We start from the raw sequence: 15,480 nt of genomic DNA on the forward strand, positions 1-15,480 counted from the left end.
CACTGATCCGAAGGTCGTTACTGCCAGGAACGGTCACGCCTGCCGTGGCGCTAGGCCTTGGCCGCGGGGGTGAGCACCTCCACGCCGCTCGCCTTCAGGGCGCCCCGCAGGTCGGGTGGCGGTGCGGCGTCGGTGATCAGGTAGTCGGCAGCTCCTAGTTCCGACACTTGGGCGAACAGGCGGCGGCCGAATTTGGAGGAGTCGGCGAGGATCGCCACGCGGGCCGCGCGGGAGATCATCTCCTGCATCATCGCGGCCTCGGCGAGGTTGCTCGTCGTGTAGCCGGCGTCGGCGGCGACCGCGCCGACGCCGACCAGCGCCAGATCGCAGCTGATGTCCAGCTCGGCGCCGGTGTTGGCGCGGAAGCTGACCGGGCCGATCGTGGCGAGGGTGAGCGCGCGCACCGCGCCGCCGAAGACGTAGATGTCGCGGATGGCCGTAGGCGGGAGCGCGCTCGGCACCAGCAGATTGTTCGTCGCCACCGTGAGGTCGCGATGCTGGCCCAGGCTGCGGGCGAGCGCAAGGGTGGTCGTCCCGCCGTTGATCATGATGGTCGAGCCGTCGTCGACCAGTGTCGCGGCCAGTGCCGCGATCTTCTCCTTCTCCTGCTCCTGTACGGCAAGCCGCTGGTCGACGGCGCGGTCGGTGCGGGAGACCGTGGACAGGCTGACAGCGCCGCCGTATGTACGTACGAGGATGCCCTCGGCGGCCAGCTGATCGAGATCGCGGCGCACGGTGTCGATGGAGACGCCGAAGCGCTCGGCGAGCTCGCTCACCGTGACCTGGCCAGTGTCGGCGACGTACGCGGCCAGCTGGGCTTTGCGCCCGGCGGGTAGGTGGCGCTGCCGCTCGTCCCTGTCAACGCTCACTGATTCCCCCTTGTCAGTGCGGCAGTATTCCACAAGTCTGCGCCGATTGGGCACATTGCCGCATAGAGCTGCCGAGAGCCGCAATGGTGGGCAGGTGCAGCCGAGGGCCGGTGGAGACGGGGGAATCTACAGATCAGGGGACGGCGATGGGGCGCCGGATCTTGCTTCATGGCACCACATTATGCCGTACTCCGCAGTTTTCTGCAGTTCTTCTCTTGTCTACGTCCGTAACGCGCTGCTAACGTGACGGCCAACTCGGCAGAGGACGGAAAGATCTCGATGTAGAAGGAGCCCGTCATGGTGGTCGATGGAATACGGGTGAGACGAGTGATAGGGGCAGCGACAGCGGCCGCGACGGTCGCGCTCGTGGCGGCGTGTGGCTCGGGCTCCTCGGGCGACACCGCCTCGGACGGCAGCGTGACGCTGGAGTTCGCCCAGTGGTGGGGGGCCGAGCTGCCGGCCGGGGAGTTCGACAAGATCGTCAACGATTTCACCGCACAAAATCCGAACATCAAGATCAAGCTGCTGAGCGCGCCGTACGCCTCGACGAAACAGCAGCTGATCACCGGTGCCGCGTCGAAGACCCTGCCCGACGTGGTCGGCCTCGACGGCGCCTGGGTCAACGACTTCGCCAAGCAGGGCGCGATCACCGATCTGTCCAAGCTGATGTCCGACGCGAATTACGACACCGGCCAGCTCGCCAGTCAGGTGCAGATCAAGGGCAAGACGTACATGATCCCGGTGGTCAACTTCGTCTACCCGCTCTTCGTCAACAAGGACCTGCTCACCAAGGCCGGCGTCGCCAAGGTGCCCACCACGCGCACCCAGTTCCTCGACGCGGCCAAGAAGATCAGCGCAACCGGCAGTGACGTGAAGGGCTGGGCGCTCCCGCTCGACACCGCCGTCCCCAACGGCATCCAGAACGACGTCATGTCCTGGCTCTGGGCGTCCGGCGGCAGCATGCTGACCGACGGCAAGCCCAACCTGACCGGCGCGCCGGTCAAGAGCGTGGTCGAGTTCGTGAAGAGCCTGAACGACGCGGGCGTCATCGCCCCCGGCTCGCTCACCATGAAAGAACAGGACAAGGTCGAGAAGTTCACCAACGGCCAGGTCGGCATGATGATCGACTCGCTCGCGCACATCAACCTGATCAAGAAGAACAAGCCGGATCTGAAGTTCGAGGTGGCGGCCCTTCCGGCCGAGGACGGCTACACCGGCAAGCGCGGCATCCCGTACGCGTCGTGGGGGATCGGCATCTCCAGCTCCACCGAGCACAAGGCCGAGGCGTTCAAGTTCGTGTCCTACCTGCTCAGCAAGGAGACCAACGCGAATCTGAGCACGATCGCGAACGGCTTCCCGGGTAACAAGAACGCCCAGCCCGACTTCAGCGACAGTGACCCGCTGTTCAAGACCGCTTTCGACATCTACCAGCAGGGCTACCCCGCCAACGAGTTCGTCGGCCTGCCCAAGTCCGAGGACCTGATGCGCAGCTTCGACGAGCAGCTCCAGCTCGTGCTGACCGGCAAGACGAGTGTCGACGACGCCCTCGCCAAGTCGCAGGAGTCCTGGACCTCGGTGTTCGGGTAGCTCGCCCGGGCGCCGTGCCGGTCCCCCGGCGCGGCGCGGGATCAAGGAGAAAGCGATGACATCCATGACGGCGCCGAAGACGGCGCCCACCGAGGAGCGGGTCACACCCGGCCGGACCCGCTCCACCCTGGCCGGGCGCCTGATCCCGTACGGCTACCTGTCCCCCACGGTGCTGTTGATCGTGGTCCTGATGGTGGTCCCCATCGTCATGGTGATCGGCTACTCGTTCCAGGACAACGTGATCGTCCAGGAGAACCCGGTGTTCGCCGGGTTCGCCAACTACGCCAAGGTACTCACCGACCCGGACTTCCTGGCGGCGCTGGAGAACACCGCCATCTTCATCACGGTCAGCACCGTGGCCCACCTGGTCCTCGGCCTGGCCTTCGCGATGATGCTCAACACCCAGTTGCTGGGCGGGGTCACCAAGGCCGTTTTCCGAATCGTCTACATCCTGCCCTGGCTGTTCACGATCGCGGTGATCGCCGTCATCTGGCGGCTGCTGCTCGACCCGTCCGGCGTGGTCAACTACGTCCTGCACACGCTGGGTCTCGTTCAGGAGGGCGTGAACTGGCTCGGCGACCCGGGCAAGGCGCTCTGGGCGGTCACGTTCGTCAACATCTGGTCCGGCTACCCGTTCTTCATGATCAGTCTGCTCGCCGCGCTGCAGGGCATCCCCCATCATCTGTACGAAGCGGCCGCGATGGACGGGGCGAACTGGTTCCAGCGGTTCACTCACGTGACGCTGCCCCAACTGCGACCGGTGATCGTCAGCATGGGGGTGCTCGACCTGATCTGGACGTCCCAGCAGTTCGCACTGATCTGGATGACGACCGGCGGCGGGCCGCTGCACGCCACCGAGATGCTCAGCACCTACACCTACAAGCAAGCCTTCAGCGAGTACGAGTTCGCGACCGCGTCCGCCGCCGCCGTGATCGTGCTGCTGCTGACGATGATCCTCGCCTTCTTCTACGTACGCCAGCAAAGGGAGCGGTGAGACGCATGGCCACCACCATCAGGACTCGTCGCACCCTCGCCAAGGCCGGCGTCATCACCGGCCTCGTCATCGGCGGGCTGTTCGCCGGCCTGCCGGTCCTGTGGCTGCTGTCCACCTCGTTCAAGAGCAACGGAGAGGTCTTCCAGAACCCGCCGGAGCTCATCACCGGCAGCTTCTCGTTCGACGCCTACTGGGAGATCCTGGGCAACGGTGCCCAGCTGCGGTACTTCCTCAACAGCTACATCGTCGCCTTCGCGGTGACCATCCTGACGCTGCTGGTGGCCGTCCTGGCCGGGTTCGCATTCAGCCGCTTCACGTTCCCGTTCCAGAAGACCGTCAACGCCGTGATCGTCAGCGTCCAGGCTGTGCCGCCGATCACGCTCGTCATTCCGTACTTCGGGCTCGTCGTCGCGCTCGGGCTGTACAACACCTATCCCGGCCTGATCCTCACGCACATGGTGTTCACCCTCCCGTACGCGATCATCATGATCACCGCGTACCTGAACACGCTGCCACGAGAGCTGGACGAGTCCGTCAAGGTCGACGGCGGCACCAACTGGACCGCACTGTGGCGGATCCTGGTACCGATCTCGGTGCCCGGTCTGATCGCGGTCGGCGTGTACACGTTCATGATCTCGTGGAACGAGTACCTGTTCGCGCTCACTCTGACCCGTACCGACGACATGCGCACCGTGCCGATCGGCATCCAACTCCTCATGGGCCAGCACTCGTACGAGTGGAATCAGATGATGGCGATGAGCATCCTCGGGTCCATTCCGGTCCTCCTCCTCTTCCTCCTGTTCCAGCGACGGTTCATCGGCGGGCTCACCGCCGGCGCCGTCAAGGCCTGACACACCCAGCACGCAAAAGGAGAGAACGCACAAATGCTGACGACCGGCAAGGCGATCCTTGACGTCGCCAACGAACACGGCTTCGCCGTGCCCGCCTTCAACATCAGCGACTGGGCGATGTTCAAGGGGATCGTGGAGATCAGCGAGGAGACGAACGCCCCTCTGATCGTCGGGATCCACCCGGACGAGGTTCGGCACATCGGCCGCGAGATGATCACCGGCATCGTCGAGCGGTCGCACAACTCCAGCGTCCCGATCGCGATCCACTGGGACCACGGCGCCACCTATGAGCAGATCCTGCAGGCGATCCAGTACGGTTTCACCTCCGTGATGATCGACGGGTCGCTGAAGCCGTTCGAGGAGAACATCGCGATCACCAAGAAGGTCACCGACTCCGCGCACGTTCTCGGAGTGTCGGTGGAGGGCGAGCTCGGCACGATCGGCGGAAACGACAGCTACGCCGAGGCGGGCGCCGCCGAGATCATCTACACCGACCCTGACGACGCGGTCACGTTCGTCGAGCAGACCGGCGTGGACAGCCTCGCCGTCGCGATCGGGACGTTCCACGGCCTCTACCCGGCCCACCTCAAGCCGGAACTGAAGCTCGACCTGCTCAAGGAGATCAAGAGCCGGGTGCAGATCCCCCTGGTGCTGCACGGCGGTTCCGGCAACCCGGATGACGAGATCCGCGAGGCGGCGCGAATCGGCATCAACAAGATCAACATCTCCACCGATATCAAGGTCGCCTACCATGACAAGATGCGCGAGGTGCTGGGCAGCGACCGGAAGGTGCGCGAGCCGAACGCCGTCCAGCCCGCCTGCATCGAGGCCATGAAGGTGGTCGCCGCCGAGAAGATCGAGCTGTTCGGCGCCGCCGGTAAGGGCTCGCTCTACTGACATGGCCGACGCGTCCCGGATAATCCTGGGCCTCGGCGGTTGCGTCGACCACGAGTTGAAGCTGACCGCCGATGTCCTGGAACAGCTTGTCGCCGAGTACGGCATCGTGGCCGCGGAACTGGCGTCGCCGGCCACGGTGACCAGTGAGCGGGACCTCGTGGTGTCGATCCTCGGGTACGTCGCCCGGGGCGGAGGCGGCGAACACTTCGTCGACTCCGCCCCCGCGCTGTCGACCTTCGCGAACCGGTCTCCGCATCGGGAGACTCTGGGCGGCACTTCGGTGCGGGCCGGGATCGTGATGAGCCGGCTCGGCGTGCCGTCTACGCTGCACCTGGTCAGCGTCAACGACATCTTCCGCCGGCTGTTGCCGGCGAACTGCGAGTACATCAACAGCGGTGTCGGGGAGACCTTCTATCCACACCTGATCGTCCAGTACGACAAGGGCCTGCGGGTCCGGGCAGGCGACATCGACATCGTCGCGCCGTTCCCGAACCGCCTGATCTACGTCAACGACCCGGCGAACGCTGCCATGCTGCTCACCGACGATCTCGGTGACCGGTTGCGGAAGGCGGACATCTTTCTGATCTCCGGATTCAACGCCATGCGCGACAAGGCGAAGCTCGACGAGAGGCTCGCCTCCCTGAAAGAGCACATGCGGCAGCTGCCGGACGGGGCGGTGGCCTACTTCGAGGACGCTGCGTACCACGAGCCCGCCTTCAGCCGCCGGGTCCGGGATGCGCTGCTCGACGAGATCAACGTGTATGGACTGAACGAGGACGAGCTGCAGTCGCACATCGGGCGCCCGGTCGACCTGCTCTCGGCCGAGGATGTCGCGGAGGCCCTCACGGCGGTGCACGCGCTCATCCCGGTGCCGACGCTGGTGCTGCACACGAAGTACTGGGCTGCGGCGCTCGGCGCAGGCGGTTACGCCGACGCCCTCGACACCGGCACGGTCATGGCCGCCACCCGCTACTGCCACGGCGACGTATTCAGCGAGGAGGACGTCGAGCGTGTGCGCCGACTGGCCCGGCGGCCCGAGTCCGTCGCCTTCGCGGCGGCGCTGCGTTCGCGCATGGGGGCGACCGTCGACTGTGTCCCCGGCTTCGCACTCGACGTTCAGAATCCCACCACCGTCGGGCTCGGCGACACGTTCGTCGGTGGCTTCCTCGCCGAGCTAGCCCTGAGGGGACATCGATGACCGTCGAGATACTGCCTGCGAACCAGCCCGAGACGTTCTATCGCGGCGCCGGCCGGATCGCCGAGTTCCGCAACGCGCCGGGGCTGCCCGACCGCCCGGAGGACTGGGTGGGTTCGGTGACCTCCAGGTTCGGGCTCGCCCCATCCGGGCTGTCCACCCTGGCCGACGGCCGTGTACTGGCCGAGGCGATCGCCGCGGACCCGCGCTGGTGGCTCGGCCCGGAACGCGCCGACACCGGCGTGCTGGTCAAGCTGCTCGACGCCGGCCAGCGGCTGCCCTTACATGTGCACCCTGACCGCCGCTTCGCCACCGCGCACCTCGCCTCGCCGTACGGGAAGACCGAGGCATGGGTGATCGTCTCCGCGCGGCCCGGCGCGTACGTCCATCTGGGTTTCGCCCGTGACGTGGAGGCCGCCGAGCTGGCCGGCTGGGTGGACGGGCAGAAGACCGAGGCGATGCTCGCCGCCACCAACAAGATCCCGGTTGCGGCCGGCGACACGATCCTCTGCCCGGCCGGGCTTCCGCACGCGATCGGCGACGGCATCCTGCTGGTCGAGGTCCAGGAGCCGACCGACTTCTCGGTGCTGCTGGAGTACGAAGGCTTCGGCCTCGCCGGCGGTCACCTCGGCCTCGGCTACGACCTGGCGCTGCAGTGCGTTGACCGCGGCGCCTGGACGCCATCACGCCTCGACGAACTCCGCGGGAACCCAGCGCGCCTGCTGCCCGAGGCTGCGGACGAGTTCTTCGCCGTTCGCCGCCTGTATGGCGGCGAACGCCTGGAGCGTGGCTTCAGCGTGCTGGTCGTGGTGGCCGGAGAGGGCAGGTTGATCGGCGAAAAGGACGACCTGTCGCTCCAGCGGGGAGACACGCTGCTGGTTCCGTACGCCGCCGGCCCGGTCCTTCTGGACGGCCAGGTCGAAGTGATCCGTCTGTCGGCGTCCGCCTGACGGGCTCAGCGCTCCTGCCTTCACCGGCATCCGGCGCGCTCGGTCCGGCCGGTCATCGTTCTCACCTCTGCCTGCGGGAAGAGTGGGATCCTGACTTGAGCCGCAGCGGTTGTTCCGGCGTGCGGAAGAATCGGTACTAGAGCGACTCCAGCGAATTCCAGACCTTCACAGTTGCCTGCATTTCATGATAAATGGCTTTTTTCAGTTTCATGACTGCGATGCGCCCTTCTGAGGTTCTGACGCAGAAGATGGAGTCATCCTCCACCTCTTCCTCGCCCGACTCTCCCCACTCCGTCGTGCCCTGGGTTGAAAGCGTCTCGACGCATTGCCGCCGGGTCGGTGTGGCGGAGCCGTCCCATGGAGCGAGCGACTGTTCCTGCGCCTTGATCGACTTCACGAAGAAGGACGACGATTCACGGATATCCGCCTTCGCTTCGGACGTGCGAATCGTCGGGGGGACCTGGTCGAGGTCGACACCGGCGCCCAGGCGTACGACTCCAGTCCACTGCACGGTGGGCTCCGGCGAAGGGGCCGGCGTGGCGCTGGCTTCTGACGAGGGTGTCGGCCTGCTCGGGGCCGTGCCGGAGGCGGTTGGCGATGTCGCAGGCGGGGGGCTGGTGGCAGAGGACGCCGGCGGGGATTCGTCTTTGCCGCGCAACCATCCGTCGCCGAAGAATAAGACAGTCACCCCCAAGATGAGCGACGCCAACACGCCGATTTTCTCTAGCGTCCACTTTCTTGGCGATCGTCCCCTATGGCCGGACTCGCCGTGGCTCTCGTCTGCGAGGCCCGACCGATCGCCGCCTTGTCGAATTCGGCTCATCTGAGCAACCCCATCGCCGTGAGATGGTCTTCGAGGTCCGGTAGATCCACAGTGCCACATCTTGCGCTAGCGGCGTCGTGTCATGCCAACGGTCACGCACGCATGCCGCGCGATTATCGCAACATGGGCGACCGTACGGAGTGGGCAGACGTCGGCGAGCGGGTGCGTGAGTGTCGCATCGCGGCCGATCTGTCGCAAGAGCAGCTTGCCGCGGTCCTCAATCTCGATCGGACGATGATCGCGAAGATCGAGCGAGGCATTCGCCGGATAGACGCGCTGGAACTCTCGAAACTCGCGGCGGCGCTGGATGTTCCACTGGCCTATTTCCTCAGTCCGCCGCCTCTTGTCGTGTCGAGGCGTAGCGAAATGGTGGACGACGGGGATACCGAGGCAGCCCGGCAGTCCTACTCGTTGGAAGTGGCTCTGACCGCATGGCTGAACGACGTCAGGCAACTCATGGAGATAGGGACACTCTCCGCACCTGCCATCCAGCGCTACGAGGAACCGATTCAGGACGTGCCGGCCGCCCGCCGCGCGGCCTGGTGGGTGAGAGCGCAAGTCGGTGTGAACAGCGAGCCGATCGACTCGCTCATGAGGGTGTGTGAGCGTTTGGGACAACTGGTCGCGGTTGTGGATGTGCCAGGCGAGGGAGCATCACTGATCGAAGACGACCTCGCCGTCGCCGTCGTCAGCAAGCGGGGCGAACCCGGGCGCCGCCGGGCAACCGCCGCTCATGAACTCGGACATCTGATCATCGGTGACGAGTACTCCACCGACATGGGAGTCCACGTGTCCCGTGACGGAAGAGAAGCGATTGTCGATGCCTTCGCGTCGGAGCTTCTTCTTCCGATACGCGTGATTGCGGCAGCCGACGGAGCGTCGCTGCGAAGAGAGGATCTGGTCGTTCTCGCCGCCCGGTACCGGACTTCCTGGACTCTGACCATCCGCCAAGCGGTCGCGGCGGGTGCCGTTGACAAGGTCACTGCCAGGGAGATGCGACAGCGCAATCCCACGAAGGCGGAGCTGATGGAAGCGGTCGGCTGGGCACCCCAGCCCGACCTCGAACGCGTCCGGGTACCGCCGAGCTATGCACATGCGGTGGTGGAGGCCTACAAGAAGGCGCTCATAACGACGCCGCGCGCTGTCGAGCTCATGCGGGGGCAACTTGTGGCAGCCGATCTGCCCGTACGGGATGAAGCGGAGCTGGAGCCTTGAGCGACGCGGGACCCGGCCATGTCCTCGTCTTCGATGCGATGTGCCTCAATCATTTCGCACGAGCGGAACGCTTGGATGTGCTGCGGGACCTCCTGGTGGATGACCGATGCCTCACCACCCATGTGGTGCGGGAGGAGGTGAGGACGGGCGCTCGGATGCATCCCGCTCTGTTGCGGTCCTGGAGGCGGAGTGGCTTGGCGTGGCGAGGCTGGACTCGATGGAGGAGATCAAGTGTTTTGTGAAGTGGACCCAGCGCATCGGCTCTTCCGAGCGGAACCTGGGCGAGGCCAGTGTTTTCTCCGCGGCCGAACTGACACCCGGAGTCGCTATCACGGATGACCGAGAAGCCGTGGCCGTGGGGCGGGCACACGGCCTGAAAGTTCACGGCACCATCTGGCTGCTTCACCGAGCATGCGATCAGGGGAAGCTCAACGGAGTCGCCGCTGGAAACATCGTGGACTCCCTCGTCGCCACCGGCATGCGCCTGCCTTGTTCTGGTTCCAACTTCGATTCTTATATCCGCCGCCATCTGGGGTCGCTGTCTTGAGCGGTAACTGCAACACGTGCGGATGGTTGGTCCTGGCCCTGCCGGACGTCTTTCCCTGGGTGCGTCACCTTTCTCCGGATGAGCTTCGTGCCTTCACCTTGGAGCTTGTTGAGGCGCTCTCCGACACGGCCGAATTGGATGTCGTTGCCACCACCCGAGAGGTCATCGTGGGCTGGCGGGCCACTGCCAGAATCAAGGCGGATCCTGCGCACTACGCCGAGGCTCGCAAGCCTACGAGCGGTGATCTCGGACCGGTGCAGCTCACTGCGTGAGCCCTAAACGCGGAGAACGTTCGCGGCAGGCAGCCGTGGGCCGGAGGTCGTCCTCGCCTGGTCAGTGACGTGACGACGGCCTCGTGTTCATCGTCGCGACGGCCTTGATCCAGGGAGAGCTAGAGGTCGATGACGACCTTGCCGTGTACGTGCCGGCCGGCCTGGAGTTCGACCGCGCGGCGGATCTGGTCGATCGGGAAGGTCGCCGCGATGGGCACCCGCAGGCGGCCCGTCGCGACCAGGCGGGCGATCTCTTCCAGGGCGCCGGGGGCGGCGTTCGCGCCGTTGGCCGCCGGCACGCCGTCGATCTGCGCGGCGATGGTGCAGATGCGGTCGTCCGGTACGCCGAGTTTCCTGGCGACGTGCGCCGTCTCCGTTCCGTGCAGGTCGATGGCGGCGGTGACGGCGCCGGGAGCGAGGGCTCGGACCCGGTCGGCCAGGCCGTCTCCGTAGGTGACCGGGTCGCCTCCGAGGTCGTGCAGGAAGCCGGCTGAGGCCGCCGATCCGGTTCCGATCACGCGCGCGCCCGCGAGCCGGGCCAGTTGGACGGCGAACACCCCGACCCCGCCCGCCGCGCCGCCGATCAGCACGGTGTCGTCCGGGCCGGGGGCGATCACGGCGAGGGCGGCGGATGCCGTACGGCCGGCGATCGCGAGGGTGGCGGCGGTGCGGTCGTCGACGCCCTCGGGAGTGTGGTGGGCCTCGTTCGCCGCGACCCCCTCGTCCAGGTCGATCAGCACGAAGTCGGCGACCGCGCGGGACAGCGCGCCCCCGAACACCCGGTCGCCGGGCGCGAAGCCGGTCACCCCGTCGCCGGCCTGGTCGACCACGCCCGCGTAGTCGGTCCCGAACCCGGCCGGGAGGCTCAGGCCGAACCGGGCGGCGGTGTCCACGTCGGCGGTCATGATCCAGTCCATCGGGTTCAGGCCTGCTGCGGTGACCCGTACGCGGATCTGTCCCGGCCCGGCCTGCGGAGCGGGAACCTCACGGACGTCCAGGACTTCGGGGCCGCCGAACGCGTCGAGCCGGACCGCCCTGCTCCTGGCCGCCGGCTGCTGAGTGCTCTGTTCCTGCATGTACGCCTGTCTCCTTGGAGGGAACACGGTGAAACGGACTATGCTCCGTTTCCATGAACGACACTAACACAACCGGAGCGTGATCCGTTTTGGCTGACGAGGAGATGCGCGCGCCAAGGGCGGACGCAGTCCGTAACCGCGACCAGTTGCTCGCGGTGGCGACCCGCGCGTTCATGTCGGCTGACGCCGAGCCGTCGATGCGTGCCATCGCCCGCGAGGCCGGGGTCGGCATCGCCACGCTCTACCGGCATTTCCCGACCCGCGAGTCGCTGGTCGACGCGGTCTACCGGGACCAGGTCGTACGACTGACGACCGGCGCCCGCGAACTGCTCGGCCGCCTGCCCCCGGCCGAGGCGATGCGACGCTGGATGGACCTGTTCGGGGACTGGATCGCGACCAAGAACGGCATGCTCGACACGCTGCTGACGATGATCGAGTCAGGCGAGATCGCCCATGCGCAGACCCGGAGCGAGCTGCTGGCGGCCATCACCACGATCCTCGACGCCGGTCGCGCGGCGGGCGACCTCCGCTCCGACGTCTCCGCCGAGGACATCGCCGCCTCCCTCATCGGCATCTTCACGGTGGCTCCCCGGCGCGAGCACGAAGCCAAGGCCGGCCGCCTGCTGGACCTCCTGATGGACGGTCTCCGTCCCGTTGCTCGACCGGCCTGAGCCCGAGCGACCGACCGCTGATCTCGGGTTGCCACACGGCACCGCTCGGCAGGGGGTGCGAGCCCGGTCGGCAGCGACGTCGTTCGTAAGGCTCCAGTGCTCCTCACAGACCGTCGCCTGTCGTCGTTACGGGATCAAGGTAGAACTGCAGTTAACATAACTGTAGTTCTATATCGGAGGTCGTAGTGGACAAGCCGACGGAGATCTTTGATCGCGAGTACGAGTGGTCGGCGCTCACCAGGTTCATCACCGATGCCCAGCCCGGGGCCACCTTGGGTGTGGTCTCCGGTCGCCGACGGCAGGGGAAGACCTTCCTGCTCGATGCCGCGTGCCGGGCGGCCGGTGGGTTCTACTTCGGTGCGACCGAGGCCGCTGATGCCGAGTCGCTTCGTCGGTTCAGTGCCGCGCTCACCGACTATTCGCGACCCGCGACCCCGTATCACTTCGCCCATTGGTCCGAAGCCATCGACGCGCTTCTCGCGCTCGGCGCCGAACGTCCGTTGCCTGTGGTGATCGACGAATTTCCGTACCTGGCCAAAGTCAACCCTGAGCTGCCGTCACTGCTGCAGGAAGCTTTCCGGCCTTTGCGCGATCAGCGGACCGCCTCCCGGACGAGACTCCTGCTCTGCGGCTCTGCTCTGTCCTTCATGGGCAAGCTCCTGGCGGGCAACGCGCCGCTACGTGGCCGGTCCGGTCTTGACCTGCTTGTTCGCCCGCTCGATCACCGCCTCGCCGCCGAGTTCTGGGGTATCGCCGATCCGCGCCTGGCTCTCATGGTCCATGCGATCGTCGGCGGTACGCCCGCCTACAGGCGTGAGTTCGCCCGCGGTGACTCCCCGGCGGACATGGCGGATTTCGATGATTGGGTGGTCCGTACGGTCCTCAACCCAGAGACGCCTCTCTTCCGGGAGGCGCGCTATCTCCTCGCGGAGGAACCCGACCTCCGTGACACCACCCTGTACCTGTCCGTGCTGGGTGCGGTAGCCGATGGGAACGCCACTCGCGGTGGCATGGCTGGTTATCTCGAACGTAAGGCCACCGATATCGCGCACCCGATCAATGTCCTCGAAGACGCCGGCCTGCTGCGCCGAGATGCCGACGTCTTCCGGGAGAACCGCCCGACCTACCGCATCGCGGAACCGCTGATCGCCTTCTACCACGCGATCATGCGGCCCGTCTGGGACCAGTTGGAACGTCCCGGCAGCGCGAACCGGGTCTGGCAAGCCAGCCGCCGCCGTTTCGTCAGCAATGTCCTCGGCCCTCACTTCGAACAGGTCTGCCGCGACTGGGCCTTGCACCACGCAGAACACGATCTCTTCGGCGGACTGCCCGCCCGCGTGGGGCACGGCACCGTGCACGACCCCGCCACCCGCACCGGCCACGAGATCGACGTGGCCGTCATCGGTGTCGCCGACCATGGCAAAGCGCCCCTTCTAGCCATCGGGGAAGCCGAATGGAACGACACCATGGGTGCGGCGCACATCGATCGGCTCCGGCACATCCGTGATCTCATCACCCGGGCCGGCCGCTATGACACCTCACAGACGAAGCTGATCTGTTTCGGCGGAGCGGGCTTCAACGACAAGGCCCGCCAAGCGGCAACATCGTCCTCCGAACTCCACCTCGTCGGCCTGCCCGCCCTCTACGGGCGTAACTGACCTCGATCGCGGGCTCGGGAGCGCAGTTCTCGGGCTTGGGGCCGGACCAGATTTCGGCGATCATGGGATCGGCGTCACGGAGCCAGGAGACTTGTTCGACGGGCAACAGGAGGCAGTCGTCGTCGCTGCCCCATCCGTGGGCGAACAGGAGGAACTGCCGGTAACTCGGCGGGGGCCGCGTGCTCAGCCGCTGTTCCAGCTCCGCGGACCTCCGCTTCGGCGGCCCAAGGGTACGGCTCGCCGAGTGGACTGATCGCCTGGTGGCCGGTTGCGCGGGGAAGCGTTCAGACCATGCGTACTGAGGGCTCATCCGGCGGGAAGATGCACGATCACGGGTCTGGGGATGGCGTGGTCGTCAGTGTGGTCGGCTTGGGTCCGGGGTGGGGGTGCAGGGGATCTCCAGGATGGTGGCGTGAGCGCCGTCGGCGTCGGTGAGGTGGTCCTCGATGGTGGGGCCGGTGATGGTGAGGTGGTGGCGGTGCAGCCAGGCGAACAGGTCCTGGCCGGCGCGGATCACGCCGGTCGTGGGTGGAACGACGGCTCGTACGACCGTGCGGGGCGGCAGGGTGAGGTGTTCGGTGGCGTCTTCGGTGGTCAGGGCGGCGGTGAAGGTGCCGGCCGGGTTTCCGTGGAGCCAGGTCAGCAGGGTCGCCGGGGGTGGTGGGCAGAGTGCCGCCAGCTGCGCGGGGTGGTCGAGAGTCATGCGGTGGACGCGTAGGCGGCGTGGGCCTACCCGGGTCTGCTGGGGCAGGATCGACGTCGGGGCGGTGAGGTGGTCTTCGGCGTGTGCGGCGGTGGTGGTCAGGGTGGCGATGTCACGGCGGAGGGTCGCGACGGTCTCGGTCAGCGCCTGCCGCAGCTGTGACTCCGGGGCGTCCAGCAGGTCGGCGATCTGGCGCAGGGGGAGGCCGAGGCGTTGCAGGCCGCGGATGCGTTCGAGTCTGGACAGTTCGGTGACGCCGTACCAGCGGTAGCCGGTGGTGTGGTCGGTCGCTGCCGGGATCAGGAGGCCGATCTTGTCGTAGTGGCGCAGGGTTCGTTCGGATACGCCCACCATGCGGGCCAGTTGGCCGATCCGCCACATGACGTTCCTCTCCCGATGGGTTGACCTTGTCGCCGCGTCAGGGTTCTAGCGTCCGGTCCATGAGCGATCCGAACCCCCGGCGCCGGCTCGCCGGCGTGCTGCTGCTGATCTCGCTGGTTGCCATGGTCGCCGGTACGGCCCTCGTGGTGCCATCGGGGTTGACCCTGAATCCGTACGACTCCGGTGCTGTGCTGATCGCGGTACGTGAGCAGGTCGGGGTGCATCTGGCCGAGCTGGCGTTCGACGTGGTGGGGTGGATGGGGTTGACCGCGGCTGGGCTGGTGCTGGCCGGGGCGGTGCACGCCGAGCCGGTGCCGGCACAGGCGTGGAGGCCGTACCTGGAGAGGTTGGCCGGGGGGCTGCTGGCCGGGGCGGGGCTGGCGGGGGTGTTGCACGATGCGGGGAATCTGGCCGTCACCCAGCTGGCGGCCCGGCCGGCGGCTCCGGGGGTCGAGACCGTGGCCATGGGTGTGCTGCTCACCGCGAAGTGGACGGTCAACCTGGCCGGGCTGCTGTGGGTCGCGGCCACCGTCGCCGGCGCCGTGGGTTGGGCGATGCCGGCCGGGCTCCGGGTCGCCGGCCTGATCGCCGCCCTGTCCGGGCTGAGCGCGGTCGTCCTGCCCTGGACGACGGGCGCGGCCGGCCCCGCCCCTGGGCTGGAGCAGCTCGGGTACGCGCTCCACCTGCCCGTCATGATCTGGTACGCGGTCCTGGGCGGTCGGTATCTGCGCAGACGGGACGTCCCGTGACAGGAGGAGGAGGACTCGGGCCCTGCGCCGGCGCACGAGGCC

General features: G+C 67.0%; 16 protein-coding genes. 12 read left to right on the forward strand and 4 right to left on the reverse strand.

From position 1 onward, the window contains the following. Nucleotides 1–50: 50 nt before the first annotated feature. The gene (locus B0I32_RS32300) at nt 51–869 is read right to left on the reverse strand and encodes a DeoR/GlpR family DNA-binding transcription regulator (RefSeq protein ID WP_106246217.1); all 819 of its coding nucleotides are present in this window, start codon (nt 867–869) and stop codon (nt 51–53) included. A 318-nt stretch (nt 870–1,187) separates the two neighbouring features. Here B0I32_RS32300 and B0I32_RS32305 point away from each other — a divergent pair, with 318 nt between their 5' ends. From B0I32_RS32305 to B0I32_RS32330, 6 genes are read left to right on the forward strand one after another with little or no spacing between them, the layout of a single operon-like run. Beyond that, nucleotides 1,188–2,456, forward strand: coding sequence for an ABC transporter substrate-binding protein (locus tag B0I32_RS32305; RefSeq protein WP_219912106.1), 1,269 nt, complete (start codon nt 1,188–1,190; stop codon nt 2,454–2,456). A 55-nt stretch (nt 2,457–2,511) separates the two neighbouring features. After that, on the forward strand, nt 2,512–3,450 hold the full coding sequence (locus B0I32_RS32310) for a carbohydrate ABC transporter permease (RefSeq protein WP_106246221.1): 939 nt from the start codon (nt 2,512–2,514) through the stop codon (nt 3,448–3,450). A 5-nt stretch (nt 3,451–3,455) separates the two neighbouring features. After that, nucleotides 3,456–4,301 carry a carbohydrate ABC transporter permease gene (locus B0I32_RS32315; protein ID WP_106246222.1) on the forward strand — a complete coding sequence of 282 codons (846 nt, stop codon included), beginning with the start codon at nt 3,456–3,458 and terminating at the stop codon, nt 4,299–4,301. Nucleotides 4,302–4,334: 33 nt separating this feature from the next. Beyond that, nucleotides 4,335–5,198, forward strand: coding sequence for a ketose-bisphosphate aldolase (locus B0I32_RS32320; RefSeq protein WP_106246224.1), 864 nt, complete (start codon nt 4,335–4,337; stop codon nt 5,196–5,198). Nucleotide 5,199: 1 nt separating this feature from the next. Continuing rightward, nucleotides 5,200–6,396 (forward strand): ADP-dependent glucokinase/phosphofructokinase, encoded by a 1,197-nt coding sequence (locus tag B0I32_RS32325; RefSeq protein WP_106246226.1) that lies wholly within the window; start codon nt 5,200–5,202, stop codon nt 6,394–6,396. Next, on the forward strand, nt 6,393–7,343 hold the full coding sequence (locus tag B0I32_RS32330; RefSeq protein WP_106246228.1) for a class I mannose-6-phosphate isomerase: 951 nt from the start codon (nt 6,393–6,395) through the stop codon (nt 7,341–7,343). The genes B0I32_RS32325 and B0I32_RS32330 overlap by 4 nt, the downstream gene beginning before the upstream one ends. Before the next feature lie 136 nt (nt 7,344–7,479). Here the strand turns inward: B0I32_RS32330 and B0I32_RS32335 are convergent, their stop codons facing one another. After that, the gene (locus B0I32_RS32335; RefSeq protein WP_106246229.1) at nt 7,480–7,854 is read right to left on the reverse strand and encodes a hypothetical protein; all 375 of its coding nucleotides are present in this window, start codon (nt 7,852–7,854) and stop codon (nt 7,480–7,482) included. Between the two features lie 435 nt (nt 7,855–8,289). On the opposite strand from B0I32_RS32335, the gene B0I32_RS32340 reads away from it, so the two are divergent. The 3 genes from B0I32_RS32340 to B0I32_RS32350 all read left to right on the forward strand — a co-directional run bounded on the left by B0I32_RS32340 (nt 8,290) and on the right by B0I32_RS32350 (nt 10,200). Then, on the forward strand, nt 8,290–9,381 hold the full coding sequence (locus B0I32_RS32340; protein ID WP_106246231.1) for a helix-turn-helix domain-containing protein: 1,092 nt from the start codon (nt 8,290–8,292) through the stop codon (nt 9,379–9,381). A 106-nt stretch (nt 9,382–9,487) separates the two neighbouring features. Then, nucleotides 9,488–9,928 (forward strand): PIN domain-containing protein, encoded by a 441-nt coding sequence (locus B0I32_RS32345; RefSeq protein ID WP_483870146.1) that lies wholly within the window; start codon nt 9,488–9,490, stop codon nt 9,926–9,928. Nucleotides 9,929–9,954: 26 nt separating this feature from the next. Then, nucleotides 9,955–10,200 (forward strand): hypothetical protein, encoded by a 246-nt coding sequence (locus tag B0I32_RS32350; RefSeq protein WP_106246235.1) that lies wholly within the window; start codon nt 9,955–9,957, stop codon nt 10,198–10,200. Between the two features lie 119 nt (nt 10,201–10,319). Here the strand turns inward: B0I32_RS32350 and B0I32_RS32355 are convergent, their stop codons facing one another. Next, entirely contained in the window at nt 10,320–11,276 is a 957-nt protein-coding gene (locus tag B0I32_RS32355) for an NADP-dependent oxidoreductase (protein WP_106246236.1), read from the reverse strand. A gap of 104 nt (nt 11,277–11,380) precedes the next feature. Between B0I32_RS32355 and B0I32_RS32360 the strand changes: the two genes are divergently transcribed. Continuing rightward, the gene (locus B0I32_RS32360; RefSeq protein WP_219912107.1) at nt 11,381–11,947 is read left to right on the forward strand and encodes a TetR/AcrR family transcriptional regulator; all 567 of its coding nucleotides are present in this window, start codon (nt 11,381–11,383) and stop codon (nt 11,945–11,947) included. Nucleotides 11,948–12,132: 185 nt separating this feature from the next. Next, a complete protein-coding gene (locus B0I32_RS32365; RefSeq protein ID WP_106246239.1) occupies nt 12,133–13,605 on the forward strand; it encodes an AAA family ATPase in 1,473 nt (490 codons plus the stop codon). 355 nt (nt 13,606–13,960) lie between these two features. On the opposite strand, the gene B0I32_RS32370 is transcribed toward B0I32_RS32365, so the two are convergent. Next, nucleotides 13,961–14,689 (reverse strand): MerR family transcriptional regulator, encoded by a 729-nt coding sequence (locus B0I32_RS32370; RefSeq protein WP_106246241.1) that lies wholly within the window; start codon nt 14,687–14,689, stop codon nt 13,961–13,963. Between the two features lie 59 nt (nt 14,690–14,748). Here B0I32_RS32370 and B0I32_RS32375 point away from each other — a divergent pair, with 59 nt between their 5' ends. Then, nucleotides 14,749–15,438, forward strand: a complete 690-nt coding sequence (locus B0I32_RS32375) for a hypothetical protein (protein WP_106246243.1) — start codon at nt 14,749–14,751, stop codon at nt 15,436–15,438. Nucleotides 15,439–15,480 lie beyond the last annotated feature (42 nt).

It is taken from the genome of Nonomuraea fuscirosea, from assembly GCF_003001935.1.
Lineage (GTDB): Bacteria > Actinomycetota > Actinomycetes > Streptosporangiales > Streptosporangiaceae > Nonomuraea > Nonomuraea fuscirosea.

Coding starts and splice junctions, on each gene's coding strand:
- B0I32_RS32340 (WP_106246231.1), top strand. CDS start 8,290: ATGGGCGACCGTACGGAGTGGGCAGACGTCGGCGAGCGGGTGCGTGAG.
- B0I32_RS32360 (WP_219912107.1), top strand. CDS start 11,381: ATGCGCGCGCCAAGGGCGGACGCAGTCCGTAACCGCGACCAGTTGCTC.
- B0I32_RS32375 (WP_106246243.1), top strand. CDS start 14,749: ATGAGCGATCCGAACCCCCGGCGCCGGCTCGCCGGCGTGCTGCTGCTG.
- B0I32_RS32355 (WP_106246236.1), bottom strand. CDS start 11,276: ATGCAGGAACAGAGCACTCAGCAGCCGGCGGCCAGGAGCAGGGCGGTC.
- B0I32_RS32310 (WP_106246221.1), top strand. CDS start 2,512: ATGACATCCATGACGGCGCCGAAGACGGCGCCCACCGAGGAGCGGGTC.
- B0I32_RS32320 (WP_106246224.1), top strand. CDS start 4,335: ATGCTGACGACCGGCAAGGCGATCCTTGACGTCGCCAACGAACACGGC.
- B0I32_RS32325 (WP_106246226.1), top strand. CDS start 5,200: ATGGCCGACGCGTCCCGGATAATCCTGGGCCTCGGCGGTTGCGTCGAC.
- B0I32_RS32330 (WP_106246228.1), top strand. CDS start 6,393: ATGACCGTCGAGATACTGCCTGCGAACCAGCCCGAGACGTTCTATCGC.
- B0I32_RS32315 (WP_106246222.1), top strand. CDS start 3,456: ATGGCCACCACCATCAGGACTCGTCGCACCCTCGCCAAGGCCGGCGTC.
- B0I32_RS32345 (WP_483870146.1), top strand. CDS start 9,488: ATGCCTCACCACCCATGTGGTGCGGGAGGAGGTGAGGACGGGCGCTCG.
- B0I32_RS32370 (WP_106246241.1), bottom strand. CDS start 14,689: ATGTGGCGGATCGGCCAACTGGCCCGCATGGTGGGCGTATCCGAACGA.